The following is a 19,577-nucleotide window of genomic DNA, read 5'->3' as shown; positions in this document are numbered from 1 at the left end:
TTAACTATCCTGATAAAAGAAGGCGGGTGGCCCGGCCTGGCGGGGTAGACTTCCGGACAGGAAAAGTGAGGGGCCCTCGGCTGCCGGCTCGTTTGCCGGTCAACGGCTATCTTCCGGCTTGAAATCATTCTTCCCGGAGCTTATGCCGCGTTTCCTGCTACTTGTCGTGCTACTTTTTGCCGCGCTGCCCGGGCTGGCGCAGGTGACACCCCGCGCCAGCCTGCTTATCCGCAACGGCCGGGTCGTGGACGGTACCGGCAACGCCTGGTTTCTGGCCGACGTGGCCGTGCAGGGCGGGCGCATCGTGGCCGTGGGCCGCCTGGCCGCCGACTACCCCGCCGACACCGTCATCGACGCCCGCGGGCTGGTGGTGGCGCCCGGCTTTATCGACGTGCACACCCACATCGAGGACGATGAAGTCAAGCAGCCCACCGCCGACAACTTTATCTACGACGGCGTGACGACCGTCATTACCGGCAACTGCGGCTCCTCCCGCCCCGACCTGGGCCGCTACTTCTCGTTTCTCGACAGCCTGCACCTTTCCGTGAACGTGGCCTCCCTGGTCGGGCACGGCACCCTGCGCAAGGAGGTGATGGGCCGGGCCAACCGGGCGCCTACCGAAGCTGAGCTGGGGCAGATGGAAGGTCTCGTAGCCCGGGCGATGCAGGCTGGGGCCGTGGGCTTGTCGTCGGGGCTGATTTACATTCCCGGCACCTATTCCCGCCCGGCAGAAATGGCCCGGCTGGCCCGGGTAGTGGGGCGCTACCGCGGCATCTACGCCACCCACATGCGCAACGAGGGCGACAGCGTGCAGCAGGCCATCCGGGAAGCGTTGTGGGTTGGGAAGGAAGCGGGCTTGCCGGTCGAGATTTCCCACTTCAAGCTGAGCGGGCAGCCCAACTGGGGGCAGGCCGACAAAACCCTCGGGCTGGTGCAGGAGGCCCGCCTGGCCGGGCAGGAAGTCACCATCGACCAGTATCCCTACACCGCCTCTTCCACTTCGCTGAGCACCCTGATTCCGGATGCCGTACAGGCCGATGGCCGCGACTCCCTACGCGCCCGCCTTTCCCGGCCGGCCGTGCGCGCGGCCACGGAAGCGGCCATGGTGAAGCGCCTGAAGCAGCGCCGGCTGCGGCACTTCAGCTACGCCGTCGTCGCCAGCTTCCCGCCCGATACCAGCTACAACGGCCTCAGCATCGAGGCCATCAACCAGAAGCGCGGCCGGCCCCACAAAGCCAAAGCCGAAGCCGCCACGGTGCTGGACCTGGTGCTGCAGCACGACGCGGGTATGGTCTTTCATGGCATGAGCGAGGCCGACGTGCAGCAGATCATGCGTTACCCGTTCAATATGGTAGGCTCCGATGCCAGCATCCGGGTGTGGCGGCAGGGCGTGCCCCACCCGCGGGGCTACGGCTCCAACGCCCGCGTGCTGGGCCGCTACGTGCGGGAGCTGCAGCTGATCGGTCTGGAAGAAGCCGTGCGACGCATGACGTCCCTGCCCGCCCAGACGTTCGGACTGCCGGACCGCGGCCTGCTGCGCCCCGGCATGGCCGCCGACCTGGTCGTGTTTGATCCGGCGGTAGTCGCCGACAAATCCACCTTTACCCAGCCGCACCAATACAGCGTGGGCATGCGCTACGTGCTCGTGAACGGAAAGATGACCGTGCGCAACGGGCAGCATACCGGCCGCCGCAGCGGACAGGTACTGTTCGGCCCTGGGCGTCAGGTCCCGGAATCGGCTCCGGTCCGGAAAGGCGGATAAGTAAGCCAGCAAGCCGGCCCGGTTTACGCGGCAAGGATACCGGCGGGCAGGTTAACCGGTGCAGCTTTTACGGCCGGCGTCTGTCCGACCAGCTGGCCCGTGGCATCGTAATAGGCTACCACGTACTCGGCCTGGTCGCCCGGAGGCAGGGGCCGCTGGTCGAGGTGGGGGCTGCAGGCGTTATAGGCAATGCACTGCCAGGGCAGGCTGCAGCTGCGCCGGTAAAGGTAGGCGTACTGGCCCGCAGGCTTATCGAAGTCCAGGCGGCGGCCGGCCGGCACGTGGTAGAGCTGGAGGCGGGCCGTAGGGGTGGAAAGGAGAGAGGCAGGTAAAGTTGAACGCATAGAATAAGGTCCGGCCGGGAAGGTCTGGCCGGGTTCTAAACGGAGCCGTCCCGGATTAGGGTCCCGGTTTTGTACGGATTTGCAAAGCGGAAAACCCTGAAAAATGTGCGGCGGCCAGGTCGCAGATCCGGTCGTACTATCCCGGCTATACCCTGAAGCACGTGGGGCTGGAATGATTTATCCTGCGTCAAGGCGAGGCGTTGCACCCGGCTGGCCGCCGGCGAGGGTCGGCTTCGGGAGGTAACAAACCACGCCGGGCCTCGCGTATGAGGGGCGCAGGACCCGTACCAGCGCCTATTCCCTGATGTATGAAACTACCCGGACTTAAGCTCAGACCCCGCCGCGACGATACGCCCCCCGACAACTACACCAAATGGGGCTGGTATGCCATGGCCGTCCTGTCCATCGCGTGGATTGTCTACAGCCTGTTCTTTGATAAATAGCCCGGGTTCTGGAGTCGCCTCCGATTCACTTTCCGGAAGGCCTGCCCGCCGGGACGACTATCCGCGTCTTCCGGTTTTCCTGTTGCAGACCCGAAGTGGCCTAACCCACCGTAGCTTTGCGGCCAACTTTTCCGGTTACCTGCTTTTAGCGCCACATTTTGACAAAACCACGTTCCGCCGCTGCCCCTCCGGTTCCCACCGCTTTGAAGGTGCTGCGCCTGCAGCTCAAGGTAGCGGCACTGATTTCGACGGAGCTGGCGTTCCGGCTGGCTTGGCGGATCTTCTGCACCCCGCGGCGGCTGCCGCCTAAAAAGTGGGAGGCCGATGCCCTGACCGGGGCCCGGCGCTTTGCCGTACCCTTCCCGACCGGGCAGCTGGCAGCATACGAGTGGGGCGCCGCTGGTGGGCGCACGGTGCTGCTGGTGCACGGCTGGGAGCACCGGGCCTCTTTCTGGGGCGCCTTTGCCCGGGCGCTGGTGGCAGCCGGCTACCGCGTCGTGGCTTTCGACGGGCCCGCCCACGGCCTCTCGCCGGGGCTGCGCACCACGCTGCCGGAGTTCGGCGCTGCTATTCAGGCCGTGGCCAACGCCGCCGGCGACGTCTGGGCCGTAGTGGCCCACTCCTTTGGGGCTGCTGCTACGGCCGGCCTGCCGGTTCACTTCAACGACGGACAGCTGCTGCCCCGACTGGTGCTGCTGAGCGTGCCGGGCAGCACGCCGGCCGTGTTTCAGCGCTTTGCTGAGCTGCTTGAAATTCCGCCCCGGGTGATGCGGCGGATGCTGGCGTTCGTGGCCGCGCACGGCCGGGCCGCCGAAAGCTTCAGCCTGACCGAGGTTGGGACGGCCGTGCCGGCCGAGCGGGCCCTGCTGCTCCACGACCGGCAGGACCCCACCATCCCGTTTGCCGAGGCCGAGGAAATAGCCCGTCACTGGCCCGGCCTGGATTTCCGGCCTACCAGCGGCCTGGGTCACAACAAGATTATGCGCGACCCGGAGGTTATCCGGCAGGTAGTAGCGTTTCTGCAGTAGTGCACTGCCTGCTGCCGTAGCGGCCAGGCTTAAAAATGGTAAAGGAAGGTGGCAACCCCGGTGAAGGCAGGCTTCTTGTTATCCAGGATTTCCAAGGCCACCTCAATGCGGGCCTTAGCCACACCGCGCAGGTCTTTCACCGATTGCAGCTTAGCCCGCAGCCGCACCTGGCTACCAACCTTCACCGGCTGGTTGAAACGCAGGCTTTCGATTTCATAGTTCACTTGCATCTTCAGCCCCTCAAACGCTACCAGCTGGGACCAAAAGTGGGGGAGCAGGGAAACCGTGAGGTAGCCGTGGGCAATGGTCGTCTGAAAGGGCGACTCCACCCGGGCACGCTCCGGGTCGGTATGAATCCACTGGAAGTCGAGCGTGGCGGCGGCAAATGCGTTAATCTGCTCCTGGGTAATAGTATGATAGGGCGAAACGCCAAGCTCTTGGCCTTCGAGCTGCAGCAGCTCAGCCAGGCTGCGAATAGTCAACTGACTCATGCGGGTAGGTGCGTAAGTGGGGTTAGTACGCCTAAAAGTAGAACAACGGTCGGGAATCAACGGCGCCTGAGCCTACGAGCGAGCCATCGGGCAGCCAATGTGCTCAGAAACAGTCCGGCCGGCTTATCAGCCGGCGGCCGGAAATTCGACTATTTATACTTCTCACTATCGGCCCGGGTGGTAACGCATACCTCCGGGAGTTCGGCCAAAGGGCCGGAGTGAATACGGGCTTCGAATCACCGCGCTAAATGCCTTCCTGCCCGGCCTGGCCTAGCTCGCGCAGCAGCTGGCGCAAGCCTTCCGGCGTCTGTAGGGTCCGCTGCACGAGCTCCAGGTAGTCAAGCTCCTGCCGCAGCTGCCGCTTGGTCAGCCGCAGCTCGGCTTCGTGCTTTTTGCCGGTGCCGGCAAAGGGACGGTCCGGGCCGTACTTAAGCTCGTTGAGCTGCTGCTTGAGGGCGTTTTGCTGCTGGGTCAGGGCGCGGGTGTAGCGCACCAGCACGTCATCGTCGTCGGCTGGCTGGGCGGGGGCGTGGCGGCCCAGCAGGTCGAGCAGGGTGTAGAGGTCGTTGTTCTGGTAGGCCTTGGTGATTTGCTGCATCCGCTCGGTCTTGGCGCGGGCCAGCTCCGGGTTGCGTTCCAGGTCGGGGTGGTTGGCGCGGGCCAGCTGCCGGTACAGCGCCTTGGTGTCGGTGAGCAGGGCCAGCTGGTCTTTCCGGGCTTCGCGCTCCGCCTTTTCCTGAGCGCGCTCGGCTTTGGTTTTCCGGCGACCGGGCTGCTCCGGCGCCGGAGCGGGTTCGGAAGCAGGCTCAGCGTCGTGGTCGGGCTCGGGCAGGGGACCGGTGGGGGCGTAGCGGCGCAGCAGGTCGGTCACGTCCTCGCCGAAGCGGCGGTGCAGGGTCCAGGCGTTGTGCAGCAGCAGCTCTTCTACCTGCTTTTCCTCGGCCCGGCTCAGGCCCATGGTAAGCCCGGCTTCCAGCGGTTCAAACAAAGCCCGGCGGGCCGTCACCACGGTCTGGGCCAGCGGACCCACCTGCTTCCAGTACGTGCGGCGGGCCTCGGCCTGGGCGGCTTCCAGCTCCCGAAGCTGGTCGCGCAGGTTTTCTACTGCCTGCACCGCCTGCCGGAAAGCCTGGCGGGCGGGCGACGCGTCGGGCTCGGCTTGCGGCCGGCTCAGGCCGCGCTGGGGTGCCGGGGCGTTACGGGAATCAAACTCTTCAAACTCAGGTAGCGGCATCGGAGGCAGGGTCATCGGGAAAGGGGAGGGGCCGGCATGGGGCACTGCCCCACAGCGCATAAGCCGCTTCAAAGGTATGGCAGTGGGCATCCACGATGTCGCCAATCTTCTCGGAATAGCCCCCGCCCATGCTCACCGCTACCGGCAGGCTGCGCGCGTGGCACAAGCCCAGCACCAGCTCGTCGCGGGCACGGCAGCCGGCTTTGGTCAGGGCCAGCTTGCCCAGCTTATCGGTGCCGAGCACGTCCACGCCGGCCTGGTAAAACACGAAGTCGGGCTGCACGCGGTCAAGCAAACCCGGCAGGGTCGAGCCAAGCAGAGCCAGGTAGTCGACATCGGACATGCCCAGGGGCAGCGGTACGTCCAGGTCGCTTTGCTCTTTGCGCAGCGGGTAGTTGGCGCCGGCGTGCATGCTGAAGGTAAACACCCGGGGCTCGGCCCCAAAGATGCTGGCCGTGCCGTCGCCCTGGTGCACGTCGAGGTCCACGACCAGCACCTGCCCGGCCAGCCGGTGGTGCAGCAGGTAGGCGGCGGCAATGGCCAGATCGTTAAGCACGCAGAACCCTTCGCCCCGGTCGGCAAAGGCGTGGTGAGTACCTCCGGCTAGGTTGAGCGCCACGCCGTCGCGCAAAGCCCGCCGCGCCGACTGCAGCGTACCGGCCGAGGAGCTCAGCGAACGAAGCACGAGCTGCCGGTTCTGGGGCAGGCCCAGGCGGCGCACCTCGGCGGCCGACAGCTGCAGGTCGCGCACCTTGTGCCAGTAGTCGGCGGTGTGGACGCGCAACACGTCCTGCTCGGCGCACAGGCCGGGGTCGTAGAAGTCCTCCGGGGGCGCAATACCCCGCCACAAGAGCTGCTGTCGGATCAGCTCGTATTTGGCAATCGGAAAACGGTGGCCGGGCGGCAGATCGAGGGTATAGCGCTCCGAAGTGGCCAGGCAGGGCATGAGGTAATGCGTTGTGAGCTTTGGTTTAGGCGGCGCGGTACAGCTGAAAGCCTTAAGCCGCGCTCCGCTGCTTGAACGACAGGAGTGGTTAGGAGTTATCAAATCAGCTAGCGCCGATTAAACAGGTGAAAAATTAAAGGGTTGCCGGATGTAATTATTGAAATCAGCTATCTGGTGTTTTTGGTCTGAAAAAATATTTTTAAAAATGTTGCCTTGCATTGAATAACCTTTATACCTTTGACCCGTTCAAAGCCAAAATACAAAAAGCCTTTCCCCTTCAACTGCCATGCGCCGCCACGAAAATAAATTCGATTCGCCAGCAAGCTCGCTGATCCAGATGGATCGGTTCGGGTTCGGCGCGCACGCAGACAGGTAAAGTTCTTTCGATAGAATCAACCCCCGCGAAACGCCCGAATCCACCCCGATTCGGGCGTTTCTCATTTCCCCGGGTACTAACTCGTTACTGATCATGTTGTCATCTCTCCTCAACCAGTCCTGCCGGTTCTGCGCAATGCCCACCGCTGCTACGTGCTGCTGCGGTGACGGCAGGTCGCTGCCGCAGTTAAGTTGCCCCACCCTAAAACGGGAGCGGTAACGCCGAAGCCGCCGGGCCCTGCCATTGCTGGGCCGGTATTTAATTCAGAAATAGATCCCCCATAATAAATTCACCGAAAATGGTGGAGTGGGAAAATATTGTCTGAATTTTTTGACACATAATTTCTGAATCTGGCAATTTAAATACGCCGGCATTAAATCATTTTCTCATCTCGAAAATAATCTGACTATGTACGAAAGCTTCAGGATCCAACTCAACTCGTCCGCCTCAATGGCGCCCGCACAGTCTGATTTTTTTATCGGTAACCGCCCTCGCGCAGGGCACCCACCCCGATGTCTAACCGCAAAAAACGCTTCTCCCAGCAGTCCTGGGAAACCCGCCAAGCCCTAGCCGCCCTGGCCCGGCACGCCGACTTCTACAAGCAAACCGCCGGGCAGCAGATCGATCTACTTTTTTCCTGCGCTACCATGCAGGAACTCCACCGCCGCATCGACCCCGACTCCCCGCTGGCCCTGCGCTACCAGCACTGGGTAATGAGCGTGCCGGTCGATAACCGGCCCCTGGCCCGGGAGGCGCTGCTGGCCCTGGCCACCCGGCGCACCGAGCTGCTCGAACGGCCCGAAACCCTGACGGCGGTTGGGGTGCTGGCCCGCCTCTACGGGCACCGGCAGGCCGAGCTGACCGACTGGAAGCCAAAAAGCCGCAATACGTTCCGGCAGCTGGTCAGCCTGGTGCGCCACCTCTACGACGGCTACGGCGACGTGCCGGCCTGGGTGCTCGAAGCCTGGGTTTCCGGCGAGCTGATCAGTGCCGGCGTGGACCTGGCTCAGCTGACCATTCATCTGGGGCAGGGCCAGAGCCTGCACTCCTTCCCGGGCCTGCCGGTGCCACTTACCCGGCGGCTGGAGCACGAGATGCGCCAGGCCCCGGCGGGCAGCAGCTTCGTCGAAGCCCTGCGCTACGCCCAACTGTCCGTTCGGGGGGCTCTGCCCTGGCTGCGGCCAGTGATGCAGACCGCCTGGGGCCGGGAAATCGGCCCGGATGATTCTTTCTGGCTGGGCGTGGTCGACTTTTTTGCCGCCACGCCCATGGTCGACCCCCGGCAGTTCGGGCCGGTGTGCGACTGGATTCACCAGAAGCGCACGGTTGGCATCGGGACCGAGCCGCCCCAGCCGGGGTTCAGCCTGAAAGGACGCTCCATGGAAAGCCTGCTTGCTCAGACCGAGCGGTGGCACCGGGGACTGGCGCACAACCGCCGCCACGGCGGGGAGCTGCTTTCCACTTCCTGGACGGGCCTGCCGGTCAGCAACTTCGTGAGCGGCGCCGACCAACGGGTGCTCATCACCCAGCTGCTCACCTACGAGGAGCTGGTGCTGGAAGGCCGGACCCTGCGCCACTGCGTGGCTTCTTACCTGAATTCCTGCCAGAAAGGGCGCTGCGGCATCTTCACCGTGCTCATCGACGGGGTGCGGACGCTGACCCTGGAAGTGTTGCCCAACCGCTCCATCGTGCAGGTCCGGGGCCGCTTCAACCGGGATATGACTTCCACCGAGCAGCTCTGGCTGACGCGCTGGGCCGACCAGGCCCAGCTCAGCCTCTCCGACTACGCTTAGGAAACAGGTGTTGCGGCAAGGGCCCGACACGCCCCCTGCGGCAGCTTATCATTTCACCACTTCTCCCTCTCACCACTTATGCGCTTCAACTTTACTTTCCGCAAAAACGGGCCGGCAGCCGTGGTGAACCACGCGGGAGCTACCGCCTTCGCGCTCACGCCCCCGCTGGAGCTCTACGCCGCCGTAGCTACCGCCGCGCTCAATGACCAGTACTACGAAACCGCGGGTACCCGCCTGCAGCGCCTGCGGGCCCTGGTGGCGCAAAACAACCCGCGCTTCGTGGCTCAGCTGGCCGTCTATGCCCGGGAGCAGCTCAACCTGCGCACTGTGCCCCTGGTCTTGTGCGTCGAGCTGGCCCTGATTCACCGGGGCGACAACCTGGTAAGCCGCCTGGTAGCCCGGGTGGTGCAGCGGGCCGACGAAATCACCGAGCTGCTGGCCTTCTACACCATGGCCAACGAGCGGGCGGGCGTAAAGCGCCTGAACCGCCTGTCGAAGCAGCTGCAGAAAGGGCTGGCCCTGGCCTTCAACCGTTTCGACGGCTACCAGCTGGCCAAGTACGACCGGGCCGGCTTTGTCCGCCTCCGCGACGCGCTGTTTCTGGTGCACCCCCGCCCGAAAAGCGCGGAGCAGCAGGCCCTGTTCGACCAGCTGGTTTGCGGGGAGCTGCCCACGCCCTACACCTGGGAAACGGAGCTGTCGGCCCTGGGTCAGCAGTCGTTTGCAACGGCTGCGGAGCAGCAGGCAGCTTTCCGCGGGAAATGGGTCGAGCTGGTAGGTAGCGGCAAGCTGGGCTACATGGCCCTGCTTCGCAACCTGCGCAACATCCTGGAAGCCGATGTGTCGGCCGAAACGGTAACGCAGGTGTGCCGGGCGCTGACCGACGAGCGGGCCGTGGCCCGGTCCCGGCAGCTGCCCTTTCGCTTCCTGGCCGCCTACCGCGAGGTGCTGACGGTGCAGTCGGGCTACGTGGCGACGGTACTCGACGCGCTGGAGCAGGCCATTGCCTACTCGGCCCAGAACCTGCGGGGCTTCGGTGCCGGAACCCGGGTCGTGGTAGCCTGCGACGTGTCCGGCTCGATGCAGCAGCCGGTGTCTGCGCGCAGCAAAGTCTTGCTCTACGACGTGGGCCTGGTGTTGGGCATGCTCCTGCAAAGCCGCTGCGGAAACGTGACGACTGGCATGTTCGGCAACACCTGGAAGCGGGTGGCGCTGCCCAAAGGCCAGGTACTGCGCAACGTGCAGGAGCTTTACCGCCGCGAAGGCGAAGTCGGCTACAGCACCAACGGCTACCTGGTGGTCAAGGACCTGCGCCTGCGCCGGGAGGTGGCCGACAAGGTGATGGTCTTTACCGACTGCCAGCTCTGGAACAGCACCGGCGACGGGGCTACCCTGGCCCGGGAGTGGGAGAAGTACCGCCGCGAGGTGGCGCCCCAGGCCCGCCTCTACCTCTTCGACCTGGCCGGACACGGTACGGTGCCGGTGGAGGTAAAGGAGCAGCAAGGGGTGGCCCTGATTGCCGGCTGGTCGGATAAAGTGTTCGACGTGCTCCAGTCTCTGGAAAACGGCGGCACGGCTCTGACCGAAATCGAGAAAATTGAACTGTAAACCCCTCGGTCGGGGGCGGCAGCATAGTCAAGCGGGCTGCCGCCCCTCAGTAAATTAGTTGTCAGTTGTCCGTTGTCCGGTAAAAGGATAGCAGAGCACTGACAACGGACAACTATCAACGGACAACTGCCAACTCATACAACTGACAACCAGTCCATTCAGCAGGGTGCCGTAGCGGGGTGATACTTCGCCTGGTAGAACTGTCCGCAGCTCCGGCGGCGGTCAGCGGGTTCGACTCCCAAACGCACCCCGCGCCTGTTGTCCCTGCCGTACTGGTTCTCATCAACAAATCCGGCGGGTGTCGTCGGGAAGCGTTCCTTCGGGTCGTGGGTTCGAGCCCCGCCTTCGGCTGCTATTTCGGGCAACCGGAGTAGCTCAGCTGGTTAGAGCAGAATGGCTTCGGCCGCGCTTTCTTCCTGTTACCCCGCCGTGTTGTTAACAATCATTCAGGTGCCGTAGGAGTGCATTCCTTCGCCGGAGCTGGAAGCCGCAAGGCAGGCGGGTTCGAATCCCGCCCCGCTGCCATCGGATAGCGGGCCGCGTCAGGTAGTCGCGCCAGCTGTTAGGGCATTTCGCGTGTTGCCCTGAATATACCTTACCTCGTTGGGTGCCGTAGCCCAGCCTTACTTCGCACTGATAACGCCCAGGTCGGGGGTTCGAATCCCTCTCGTTGCTTTTCGGAGCGGCGGTAGCTCAGTGGTAGAGCAGGATATGGTGGCTGGGCGCCCTGTTGCCCCAACGAGTTTTTTTTATGCTGCTGACCGGGTGCCGTAGGCGGGCGCTACTTCGGTAAAGGTTCTTTCGGGAGCTGAGCGGGTTCAAGCCCCGCACCCAGCGCTTCGGCTGCTGGTGACGCCCGGTCTGCCGGTGCGTCGGCAACGCCAGCCGTTTGTTGCCCCGGTACGCAGCGTGTTTTTCCTGACTGGTGCCGTAGGGCCGCCGTACTTCATTTGGGACGGTGGAGGTCGGGGGTTCGAGTCCCTCCCGCGCCTTCGGGCGCGGTAGCTCAGCTGGTCAGAGCCCAGTTCAGGGCGGTCCGTCTGTCGCCCGATCAGGAAGTAGCGCAAGGGCCCGGTGTCGTGGAGCAGCATTTCTTCGTCTGCCACTTGATTCCGAAGCTGCTCACCCGTTGCCCGGGCCCCTTGCTTTCCTGCGCCGGATGCCGTAGGTCCGCGCTGCTTCGACCCTTCTTGTCGGGACGTACGCGAGTACCCCGTCAGTTGCGGCCCGTCAGTTGCGGCCCGCCCGTTGCTCCGGTTTTTGGGAAAGTAAACCGACTGTTTACGAACCGCTTCTTCTTATCATTTCATCACTCTACTTTCCATACTCAGCCAGGATTTTATGGGCAGTAAGAATCGTTCTGACGGTTTTACCACCCCGCCCTGCGGGCAACCCTCCTTGAAAACGGAGGAGAACTACCGCCCTACTTCCGCCAGCCTGCTCCTTTCAACTCCTGACTTCTAGCTCCCAACTTCTAACTCCTCAACATATGGCTCAACAACTACGCGGCAATGACTTGCGGGAGCTTGGCTTCCCGGAAGGCCGCGCCATCGGGCTGGCATTAGCCCAACTGCAGCGCAAGCACCTTAAGCGCCTTTCACAAACCGATCAGCTGGCGTTGCTCCGGCTGCTCCTCCACAACCCACACAACTTTCTCACCGACCTCGACTGGAGCCATACCGCGGCGGCTTTGCTGCCCCCGCCCAGCCGCCACATCGAACTGGTGCCCCGTAAGGACTACGTCACCTTTGGTGCCGAGTACATCGAGCCGGGGGCCGTGCACCAGATGGAAACGGCCATGAAGCTGCCCGTCACCGTAGCCGGGGCCCTGATGCCCGACGCCCACCACGGCTACGGCCTGCCCATCGGGGGCGTGCTGGCCACCGACAATGCCGTAATTCCCTACGCCGTGGGTGTCGACATCGGGTGTCGGATGGCCTTGTCCATCTTCCCGCTGCCGCCTGCGTTTATGACGCAGCGCGTGCAGGAGCTGCAGAAGCTTTTGCTCGACAACACCCGGTTCGGCAACCGCACCGGCTTCGACCGGGGCAAGAAGCTGGGGCACGAGGTGCTGGAGCGCGACGAGTTCACGGCCATTCCTTTCCTCCGCAACAAGCAGGGTACGGCCGCCGAGCAGATCGGCACCTCCGGCTCGGGCAACCACTTCGTCGAGTTCGGGGTGGTCGACATCACCGACCCGGCCAACGAGCTGGGCGTGCCGGTGGGTCAGTACGTAGGGCTTTTGTCGCACAGCGGCTCCCGGGGGCTGGGCGCCAGCGTAGCGAATCACTACACCAAGCTCGCCATGGAAAACTGCCAGCTGCCCGCCGAAGCCAAGCACCTTGCCTGGCTTTCGCTCGATGGGGAGCTGGGTCAGGAATACTGGGCCGCCATGAACCTGGCCGGCGACTACGCCTCGGCCTGTCACCACCACATCCACCAGCGCCTGGCCAAGGCCCTGGGGGAGCGGCCGCTGGCGAAGGTGGAGAATCATCACAACTTTGCCTGGAAGGAACGCCTAGCCGATGGCCGGGAGGTCATCGTTCACCGCAAGGGCGCGACGCCGGCCGGCAAGGGTGTGCTGGGCGTGATTCCCGGCTCGATGACGGCCCCCGGCTTTATCGTCCGCGGCCGGGGCGTGGCGGAGTCCCTGGGTTCCGCCTCGCACGGGGCCGGGCGACTGATGTCGCGCACCCGGGCCAAGGCCGAGCTGGGCGAAGCGCAAGTGCGGCAGTACCTGCTCGACCACGGCGTCGTGCTGCAGGGCGGGGGTGTCGACGAGGCGCCCATGGCCTACAAGGACATTCACGCCGTGATGCAAAGCCAGCAGGAGCTGGTGGACGTGCTCGGCACCTTCCTGCCCAAAATCGTGCGCATGGACGGGGCCTGAGAATGCTCGCGCACCCGACCAAACCACCCGCCGGGACTCCCGGCGGGTGGTTTTGCGTTTCTGCCCCAGAAAGGATGCGGCTGGCCGGATGCCGGGCCAAGCTCAACTATCGCAACCCCCGACGCTTAATCCGCGCTACAACCCGCACCATCCTTTCTTACCGCACCATGGCCAAAGCAACCAACAAGCTTCACAGCAAGGACCTGCGCCAGCTCGGCTTCACCGACGACAAGCAGATCAGCCTTGCGCTGGATATCCTGGACAACCGCGAGTTGCGCAAGCTCGACAAAGGCAGCGCCCAGGCCCTGCTCAAGCAGATCAAGGAAGACCCCTACAAGTACGTGCGCGACGAGCTGTGGCGGCCCCTGGCTCAGGAGCTGGTGCCCCAGCCCAGCCGCGACGTCAAGCTCAGCCCCGACATCAAGGACTACCGCCGCTACGGCGAAGCCTTTATTGAGGACGGAGCGCGCAAGCAGATGGACACGGCCATGACCCTGCCCATCACCATCGACGGGGCGCTGATGCCCGATGCCCACCAGGGCTACGGTCTGCCCATCGGCGGTGTGCTGGCCGTCGACAACGCCGTGATTCCCTACGGCGTGGGCATGGACATTGGCTGCCGGATGGCCCTGTCGGTATTCGACCTGCCGGCCCGCTACCTCGACCAGCGCACCCAGGAGCTAAAAAAGCTGATTCACAACCACACCCGGTTCGGCAACAAGGAAGTGTTCAAGAACCCCGCCGATGACCCGGTGCTGGACCGCCCGGAATTTAAGGAAATCGGGGTGGTGCGGGGCAAGCGCGAAGCGGCCATCAACCAGCTCGGCTCCTCGGGCTCCGGCAACCACTTCGTGGAGTTTGGGGTGGTCGACATTACGGCCGAAGACAACGATATGAACCTGCCCGTGGGTCAGTACCTGGGGCTGCTTTCCCACAGCGGCTCCCGGGGCCTGGGGGCGGCTATTGCCCAGCACTACACCAAGATTGCCATGAGTAAGTGCCCGCTGCCGCCCGAGGCGCGCTACCTGGCCTGGCTCGACCTCGACTCCCAGGAAGGCCAGGAATACTGGCGGGCCATGAACCTGGCCGGCGACTATGCCTCGGCCTGTCACCGCGACATTCACCGCCGCATCAGCCAGGCCCTGGGCGAGAAGCCCCTGGCGAAGGTGGAAAACCATCACAACTTTGCCTGGAAGGAAACCCTGGCCGATGGCCGCGAAGCCATTGTGCACCGCAAGGGCGCCACGCCGGCGGGCAAGGGCGTACTGGGCGTGATTCCCGGCTCGATGACGGCGCCCGGCTTTATCGTCCGCGGCCGGGGCGAGCGGGATTCCATCCAGTCGGCGTCGCACGGGGCCGGCCGCAGAATGTCACGCACCCAGGCCAAGAAAGAGTTGTCGGAAGGCGACGTGCGCCGCCACCTGCGCGACCACGGCATCGAGCTGATCGGGGGCGGGCTGGACGAAGCGCCCATGGCCTACAAGGATATTCACCAGGTAATGGCCCACCAGCAGGACCTGGTCGATGTGCTGGGCTCGTTCACCCCCCGCATCGTGCGGATGGACGCCGGGGGCGGGGTTGGAAAAAGCAAGTATGGCGGCGAGTAGAATAGCTCCCGTACCAGCTCACTGCGTGACTTCCCGGACCTATGTTGCCGGTTTCGGTATCTGCCCACTATAAAAAAGCAACGCCCGGAGAAGCTCCGGGCGTTGCTTTTTTGCTTTTTGACTGGTTCAGTTCGGGATACGGGTTAGCGGCGGGCGTCGCGCAGCTTTTTCAGGCCGTAGGCAGCGCCGGCGGCCAGCAGCAGGGAAGCCCCGGCGTCGATGGGCACGGCCGTGGGAGTTGGAGTGGGGCCACCGGAGTCCGGGTCCTGAGCCGATGCGGTCTGCAGGCTCCCGGCTCCTAGCATCAGGACCACGCTGGCAAGCACGGTGCGGTGAATCGTGGAAAGGTTTTTCATCGGAAGTAGGTTAGGTCAGAGCAGACTTACGGCTCACTCGGTGAAGAGCGAGCCGTAAGCTACTACAACAGCTGAGAGTTATTCAACAACAAGGCGTTTGGCAACTACCCCGGCGGCCGAGTTGAGCCGGAGGGTATATACCCCTTTGGCCAGCCCACCGAGCTGCAGCACCTGCGTGGTAGCGGCGTTGGCCGGCAGCGTGCGGCGCAGTACTACCTGCCCCAGCGCGTTAACCAGCGTCACGTCCGTGATCTGCTGGGCCAGCGCCGCCGAGCGGGATAGCGTGACCTGACTACGGGCCGGATTCGGGTACAGGCTCACCTGCTCGGCCAGGGCGGTTGGCGTGGTCGCCAGTATCCGCTGCTGCGTGATGACGAGCGTGAAGCGGCCCGTGGGTGCGGCCCCGGCTACCGTACGGAAGCTGTAGCCCGCCGACTGGCTCAGGTCGGACACCGAGCCGGTCTGCATGTCGCGCAGGTAGGCAAAGGTGCCGGCCGGCAGGTTGGCCAGTTCCGTAGCGCGCAGCGTGTAGGTGCCGGGCTGGGGCGTGCTTACCCGCAGGGCAACCAGTACGTCGGCGGTAGTAAGGGCCGGCAGGCCGTTGATGGCCAGTGTATTGCCCGGTACTTCGCTGGCGAGCAGCAGGTTGCTGCCGGCTTGCAGCTTGTAGGCATCGAAATCAGAGTCGAAGCTGCTGGTAGCACCGGCGGCGAAGTAAACTACCGCGTCATCGGCCCGGCCGGTAGCGTCTGCCAGGTCGAGGCGCACGAGCGGGCTGCTGACGGAGGCGCCGCGCTGGAATACCGCCGAGGGGCTGCGGGGTGCGGTCAGACGAGCGGCGTTGCTAAAGCTCACGACGCCGTTGTTGCTGTTCGGGGTAGATACCCGCACAAAGAAGCCCTGGGCAACGGGCAGTTCATCGGTTACGCCGTTGGTGCCCACACCGCCGGAGTTGGCCACGTAGGAGCCATAGGTGCCGGTGTAGGGCCCCGACGAGCGGAACACGTACACGGCGGCGTCCACGTTGGAGCGGCCGACCAGGTCCCAGTCGATGGGCGAGGGGTAGGGGTTACCGAGCAGCTGGTAGCCCGAGCGGGCCTGGCCCCCGTGCGACAGACCGCTGAGGGTAAGGTTACCATTCTTGGGCGAGCCAACGAAGTCGACCGTTTCGGTTCCGGGAATGTTCACGGTGTAGCCAAAGCCGACCCGCATGGAGTCGCTCAGGCTGTTTGGTGAGAAAAAGCCTTTGTCGAAGTCCTGGGGCGAAGGGTTGCCGCTCGTGTTCACGCGACTCTGGTCATAGCCAAACACCGTCGGGAAAGGCGTTTCGGTGCCCGGCGTGGGCGACGAGTTGTAGGCTGGGTTCACAACCGGCGTGAAGCCGGCAGTGGCCAGGTCAGCAAACGAAGTGCCTTTCACCGGCGACGAGTAATGGCGGTAGCCCAGGCCCGTGTTGGCCGATGTGATGTTGCGCTGCACCGTGATGCTGCCGATAATGCCGGCCGTGCCGTTGTTCACCACCATAGCCGTGCCCGTTGCGTTGGACAGCAGCGTTAGGTTACCGTTGGAAGTCAGGTTGCCGTTCAAAGTCAGAACCCGCTGCACCTGGATGGGGGCGGTGGTGGTTAACCCGGACGGGCCACCGGTCAGGTTCATAAAGAACGTGGTGGTGCCGCTGATGGTCTGCGCGGCCGGGCCGTTGAAGGCGATGGTGCCGGTGCCCGAGCCCAGCGTTGTGCCGCCGTTGTTGGTGAAGCTGCCGTTCACGGTGAGCATACCGCCGTTGGCCGTCGTCAGCGTGGCGCCGCTGCCCAGGGTCACGTTGCGGGCCTGCTGGGCGTTGCTGACCACCGGGTCGTTGGTGGTGTTGGGAATGGTCACGTCATCCGTGGCGGTGGGAACCTGCATCGGGCTCCAGTTAGAAGCCGTACCCCAGTCCGTGGAGGTGGCTCCGGTCCAGGTGAGGCCGGCGACTACAACCGGGGCCGGGGTCAGGAAGGCGGCCAGGCCGCTGAGGTTGGTTCCGTTGCCAATCTGCCCGATGGGGAAGAAGGAGCCGTTGGTAAGGTTCACATCGTACAGGAAGTCGAAGTCGCTGGTAGTGGGAGTAGCCGTGGCAAAGCCGGTATTTACCGGGGTAGCGGGCGTGGTCAGGTCCGTGTAGATGTCGAAGTCGACCCCGGTAGCGGGATTCACGATGATGCCCGAGCTACCCAGCGGGGAGTTGGTGCCGGCGTTGGGGTCACTAAACGAAACGACCTCGTTGGTGACCTGGTCGTAGCCGAGCAGGATAGTGCCGGTCGCAGCGTTGTTGTCGTTGTTGGTGTAGGCACCCGCCGACAAGGCCCGGCCCGTCGGTCCGTCGTTCACCGTTGCCAGGGCGCCGGTGGTCGGCACGACCCGGTAGTTGTTGCCGTTGGCGCCCACGATGCGGATCCGGTCGGCGGCCGGGTTAAAGTCAAAGCCGACCCCCGAGGCTGTACCCAGCGAATACGTCTGCCCGGTGCCCACCGGCGTCAGCGCCGCGGTAGTCAGGTTCACGGTGTAAAGCTGACCCGTGCTGGTGGAAGCGTTGTAGCCAAAGGCGTACAGCATCCCGTCGAGCGGGCGGAAGTCCAGGCCCGCCAGCGTCTGACCGGCGGCCAGGCCCGAGAAGTTCACGGCCGTTCGGATATTGGTGGGGTTGTCGGAGGTAAACGAAATCAGGTTGGAGCCGGCAATGCCGTAGAACAGGCGGCCGGAGAAGGCCGGCTGGGTCAGCGGGGCAATAAAGGCGGACAGGTCGCGCACCGGAATACCCAGGCCAACCACTCCATTGCTGGTGCTGGTGCCGCTAGCCAAAGCCACGGTGTACAGCGTGGACGCCTGGGCCGTGTCAGCCCCCGAAACGGCGAAAGCGCGGTTGGTCCGCGCAACGGCGTCAAAGTAAATGTCCAGGTCACTTACCAGGCCGGTTGCCGGAAACAGGTTGGTACCTCCCCGGGCCGTCAGCTGACCGGCGTTGGGGTCGGTTTGCTCAAACAGCTGGTTGCGGGCGTCGTCGATGTCGTAGAGCTGGGTGCTGGTGCTGCCGGCATACGAGTTGGTATAGGCCACCGAACCGATGGTGGGCGTGCCGGTAGTGCCGCCGACGAAGTTCAGGTTGCCATCTTCTACTGGCGCGGCACTGGGGTTGTTCGGATTGAGACGGTAGTTGCGCGTGTTAACGCCCGTTACGCGGATGCGGTCCACGGTGGGGTTGAAGTCGAAGCCGATACCGTTGATGGCCGCCCGGGTGCTGCCCAGGTCCAGGGTAAAGTTGGTGGCCCCGAGCGGCGTAGCCACGGCAGTGCTCAGGTTGATGGTGTACAGGCGCGACTCGCCGTTGGCGGCGCGGTAGCCCAGCCCGAACAGCTCCCCGGTGTTGGGGCGGAAGTCGGTGCCGACCAGGTTCTGGGTGGGCGCGATGCCCGTAATCGGTACGGCGGATACAATGTTGCCCGGGTCACCCGAGTAAAAGGAAATCAGCGTGTTGTTGGCCGTCACCCCGTACAGCAGCTGTCCGGCCATCGAGGATGGAGCCCGCACGATCTGCACGGCAATGTCGGTTACGCCGGGAGCCGGGTTGGCATTCGTAGGCGGATCAAACGGGCTGCCACCACCAACAACGCCTTCCAGCTGGGTAGACCCGTTAGTCAGGTTCAGGGCGTACAGGAAAGTGATAAACTGACCAGGGCGGTCCGGGTCCGGCGTATTGATGTTCAGGTAAGCCTTCTGGGCCCGGGTGGTAGGGTTGGTGTAGATGTCCAGATCCGTCGTCGTACCCGGGCTGTTGACGGGCGGGGTCGAGCTGATGTTGGCGACAAAAACCTGGGTGCCGTTGTTCGGCGGGACCTGCCGGAACAGCATGGCCCGCTGCTCGTCAATGGTGTAGAGCGTGGTAGTCGTTGCGCCGATAAACGAGTTGGTATAGGCAGCCGTGGCAATAAAGGGGTTTTCGCCCGGAGCGGGCGTCGGGCCGGCAAAAGCAATGGCGCCATCCGTATTGGTCCGCTCCCCGGTTACCGGGTTCAGCCGCAGGTCGGCCTCGTTGGTGCTTACTACCCGGATGCGGTCCACCGTGGGGTTGAAGTCGAAGCCGATGCGGTCCGCTGCCGTACCCAGGTTGAATGTGAAGCCACCGCCTACGCGGTTCGCCGTTACCGTCGAGGGGCTGCTGAAGTCCAGGGTGTAAACCAGAACTTTGGTCGAGTCCGGGTTGTAGCCCAGCGCGTAAAGCTGGCCGGTGGCCGGGCGGAAATCGATGCCCACCAGGGTCTGGCCGGGCCGGATGCCCGTAATGGGACGGCGGCTGCGCTGGGTAGGACTGGCAACGTTAATCGAGGTCAGGTCGGTGCCCGACAAGCCGTAGATAATCTGGGCGGCGGCGGGTAGCCCGCTCAGCAAGAGGCCAAACAGCAGCAAAGCCCCGCCCAGCCGGCGGAACCGGCCGCGGGAAGGGGATAGGGCTGCGCGCTCCGGAATCGGAAGTAAGCGTGTGCTCATACTCGGATAGGGTAAAGGTGGAACAATGAAGCAGTACGGTTAAGGTCTAAAAGGTCCTACGCGCCCGGCGGTTAAAACGGTTTGCCTGAACAGGTTAAAAGTGAATTAAATATTTGCTGCCGCCTGCCGGGCTGACCAAAGCAAAGCCGGTTCGGTTGCCGGGCCTCCGTGAAGT

At 64.1% G+C, this 19,577-nt stretch carries 13 protein-coding genes; 7 read left to right on the top strand and 6 right to left on the bottom strand.

Features of this window, described 5'->3' with window-relative positions; translation table 11 throughout:
• Positions 1 to 142: 142 nt before the first annotated feature.
• Positions 143 to 1,762 (top strand): N-acyl-D-amino-acid deacylase family protein, encoded by a 1,620-nt coding sequence (locus LJY25_RS08990; RefSeq protein ID WP_227607988.1) that lies wholly within the window; start codon positions 143 to 145, stop codon positions 1,760 to 1,762.
• Positions 1,763 to 1,785: 23 nt separating this feature from the next.
• Here LJY25_RS08990 and LJY25_RS08985 read toward each other — a convergent pair whose 3' ends face one another.
• Positions 1,786 to 2,106, bottom strand: a complete 321-nt coding sequence (locus LJY25_RS08985; protein ID WP_227607987.1) for a hypothetical protein — start codon at positions 2,104 to 2,106, stop codon at positions 1,786 to 1,788.
• 308 nt (positions 2,107 to 2,414) lie between these two features.
• On the opposite strand from LJY25_RS08985, the gene LJY25_RS21245 reads away from it, so the two are divergent.
• On the top strand, positions 2,415 to 2,549 hold the full coding sequence (locus tag LJY25_RS21245; RefSeq protein ID WP_262908708.1) for a hypothetical protein: 135 nt from the start codon (positions 2,415 to 2,417) through the stop codon (positions 2,547 to 2,549).
• A gap of 158 nt (positions 2,550 to 2,707) precedes the next feature.
• Positions 2,708 to 3,577 (top strand): alpha/beta fold hydrolase, encoded by an 870-nt coding sequence (locus LJY25_RS08980; RefSeq protein ID WP_227607986.1) that lies wholly within the window; start codon positions 2,708 to 2,710, stop codon positions 3,575 to 3,577.
• A gap of 29 nt (positions 3,578 to 3,606) precedes the next feature.
• Here the strand turns inward: LJY25_RS08980 and LJY25_RS08975 are convergent, their stop codons facing one another.
• The 3 genes from LJY25_RS08975 to LJY25_RS08965 form a co-directional block, all read right to left on the bottom strand.
• Positions 3,607 to 4,068, bottom strand: a complete 462-nt coding sequence (locus LJY25_RS08975; RefSeq protein WP_227607985.1) for a MaoC family dehydratase — start codon at positions 4,066 to 4,068, stop codon at positions 3,607 to 3,609.
• A gap of 244 nt (positions 4,069 to 4,312) precedes the next feature.
• Positions 4,313 to 5,317 (bottom strand): J domain-containing protein, encoded by a 1,005-nt coding sequence (locus LJY25_RS08970; protein WP_227607984.1) that lies wholly within the window; start codon positions 5,315 to 5,317, stop codon positions 4,313 to 4,315.
• On the bottom strand, positions 5,289 to 6,248 hold the full coding sequence (locus LJY25_RS08965; protein ID WP_227607983.1) for a histone deacetylase family protein: 960 nt from the start codon (positions 6,246 to 6,248) through the stop codon (positions 5,289 to 5,291). Before LJY25_RS08965 ends, LJY25_RS08970 begins: the two co-directional genes overlap by 29 nt.
• Positions 6,249 to 7,136: 888 nt before the next feature.
• On the opposite strand from LJY25_RS08965, the gene LJY25_RS08960 reads away from it, so the two are divergent.
• The 4 genes from LJY25_RS08960 (at position 7,137) to LJY25_RS08945 (ending at position 14,522) form a co-directional block, all read left to right on the top strand.
• Positions 7,137 to 8,417, top strand: coding sequence for a PcfJ domain-containing protein (locus LJY25_RS08960; protein WP_227607982.1), 1,281 nt, complete (start codon positions 7,137 to 7,139; stop codon positions 8,415 to 8,417).
• Between the two features lie 78 nt (positions 8,418 to 8,495).
• Complete coding sequence (locus LJY25_RS08955) at positions 8,496 to 10,025, top strand: TROVE domain-containing protein (protein ID WP_227607981.1); 1,530 nt, start codon at positions 8,496 to 8,498, stop codon at positions 10,023 to 10,025.
• Between the two features lie 1,489 nt (positions 10,026 to 11,514).
• Complete coding sequence (locus LJY25_RS08950) at positions 11,515 to 12,915, top strand: RtcB family protein (RefSeq protein ID WP_227607980.1); 1,401 nt, start codon at positions 11,515 to 11,517, stop codon at positions 12,913 to 12,915.
• A gap of 167 nt (positions 12,916 to 13,082) precedes the next feature.
• Positions 13,083 to 14,522, top strand: a complete 1,440-nt coding sequence (locus tag LJY25_RS08945; protein WP_227607979.1) for an RtcB family protein — start codon at positions 13,083 to 13,085, stop codon at positions 14,520 to 14,522.
• 143 nt (positions 14,523 to 14,665) lie between these two features.
• Here LJY25_RS08945 and LJY25_RS08940 read toward each other — a convergent pair whose 3' ends face one another.
• Complete coding sequence (locus LJY25_RS08940) at positions 14,666 to 14,878, bottom strand: PID-CTERM protein-sorting domain-containing protein (RefSeq protein ID WP_227607978.1); 213 nt, start codon at positions 14,876 to 14,878, stop codon at positions 14,666 to 14,668.
• Between the two features lie 78 nt (positions 14,879 to 14,956).
• Complete coding sequence (locus LJY25_RS08935; RefSeq protein ID WP_227607977.1) at positions 14,957 to 19,402, bottom strand: DUF4394 domain-containing protein; 4,446 nt, start codon at positions 19,400 to 19,402, stop codon at positions 14,957 to 14,959.
• Between the last annotated feature and the right edge of the window lie 175 nt (positions 19,403 to 19,577).

This window comes from Hymenobacter translucens (assembly GCF_020685205.1).
In the GTDB taxonomy this organism is placed as follows: Bacteria; Bacteroidota; Bacteroidia; order Cytophagales; family Hymenobacteraceae; genus Hymenobacter; species Hymenobacter translucens.
This window is presented reverse-complemented; position numbering and strand designations above follow the sequence as displayed.

Excerpts from the sequence above, each read along its gene's own strand:
- LJY25_RS08990 (WP_227607988.1), top strand. The coding sequence starts at position 143 with ATGCCGCGTTTCCTGCTACTTGTCGTGCTACTTTTTGCCGCGCTGCCC.
- LJY25_RS08985 (WP_227607987.1), bottom strand. The coding sequence starts at position 2,106 with ATGCGTTCAACTTTACCTGCCTCTCTCCTTTCCACCCCTACGGCCCGC.
- LJY25_RS21245 (WP_262908708.1), top strand. The coding sequence starts at position 2,415 with ATGAAACTACCCGGACTTAAGCTCAGACCCCGCCGCGACGATACGCCC.
- LJY25_RS08975 (WP_227607985.1), bottom strand. The coding sequence starts at position 4,068 with ATGAGTCAGTTGACTATTCGCAGCCTGGCTGAGCTGCTGCAGCTCGAA.
- LJY25_RS08970 (WP_227607984.1), bottom strand. The coding sequence starts at position 5,317 with ATGACCCTGCCTCCGATGCCGCTACCTGAGTTTGAAGAGTTTGATTCC.
- LJY25_RS08965 (WP_227607983.1), bottom strand. The coding sequence starts at position 6,248 with ATGCCCTGCCTGGCCACTTCGGAGCGCTATACCCTCGATCTGCCGCCC.
- LJY25_RS08960 (WP_227607982.1), top strand. The coding sequence starts at position 7,137 with ATGTCTAACCGCAAAAAACGCTTCTCCCAGCAGTCCTGGGAAACCCGC.
- LJY25_RS08955 (WP_227607981.1), top strand. The coding sequence starts at position 8,496 with ATGCGCTTCAACTTTACTTTCCGCAAAAACGGGCCGGCAGCCGTGGTG.
- LJY25_RS08950 (WP_227607980.1), top strand. The coding sequence starts at position 11,515 with ATGGCTCAACAACTACGCGGCAATGACTTGCGGGAGCTTGGCTTCCCG.
- LJY25_RS08945 (WP_227607979.1), top strand. The coding sequence starts at position 13,083 with ATGGCCAAAGCAACCAACAAGCTTCACAGCAAGGACCTGCGCCAGCTC.
- LJY25_RS08940 (WP_227607978.1), bottom strand. The coding sequence starts at position 14,878 with ATGAAAAACCTTTCCACGATTCACCGCACCGTGCTTGCCAGCGTGGTC.
- LJY25_RS08935 (WP_227607977.1), bottom strand. The coding sequence starts at position 19,402 with ATGAGCACACGCTTACTTCCGATTCCGGAGCGCGCAGCCCTATCCCCT.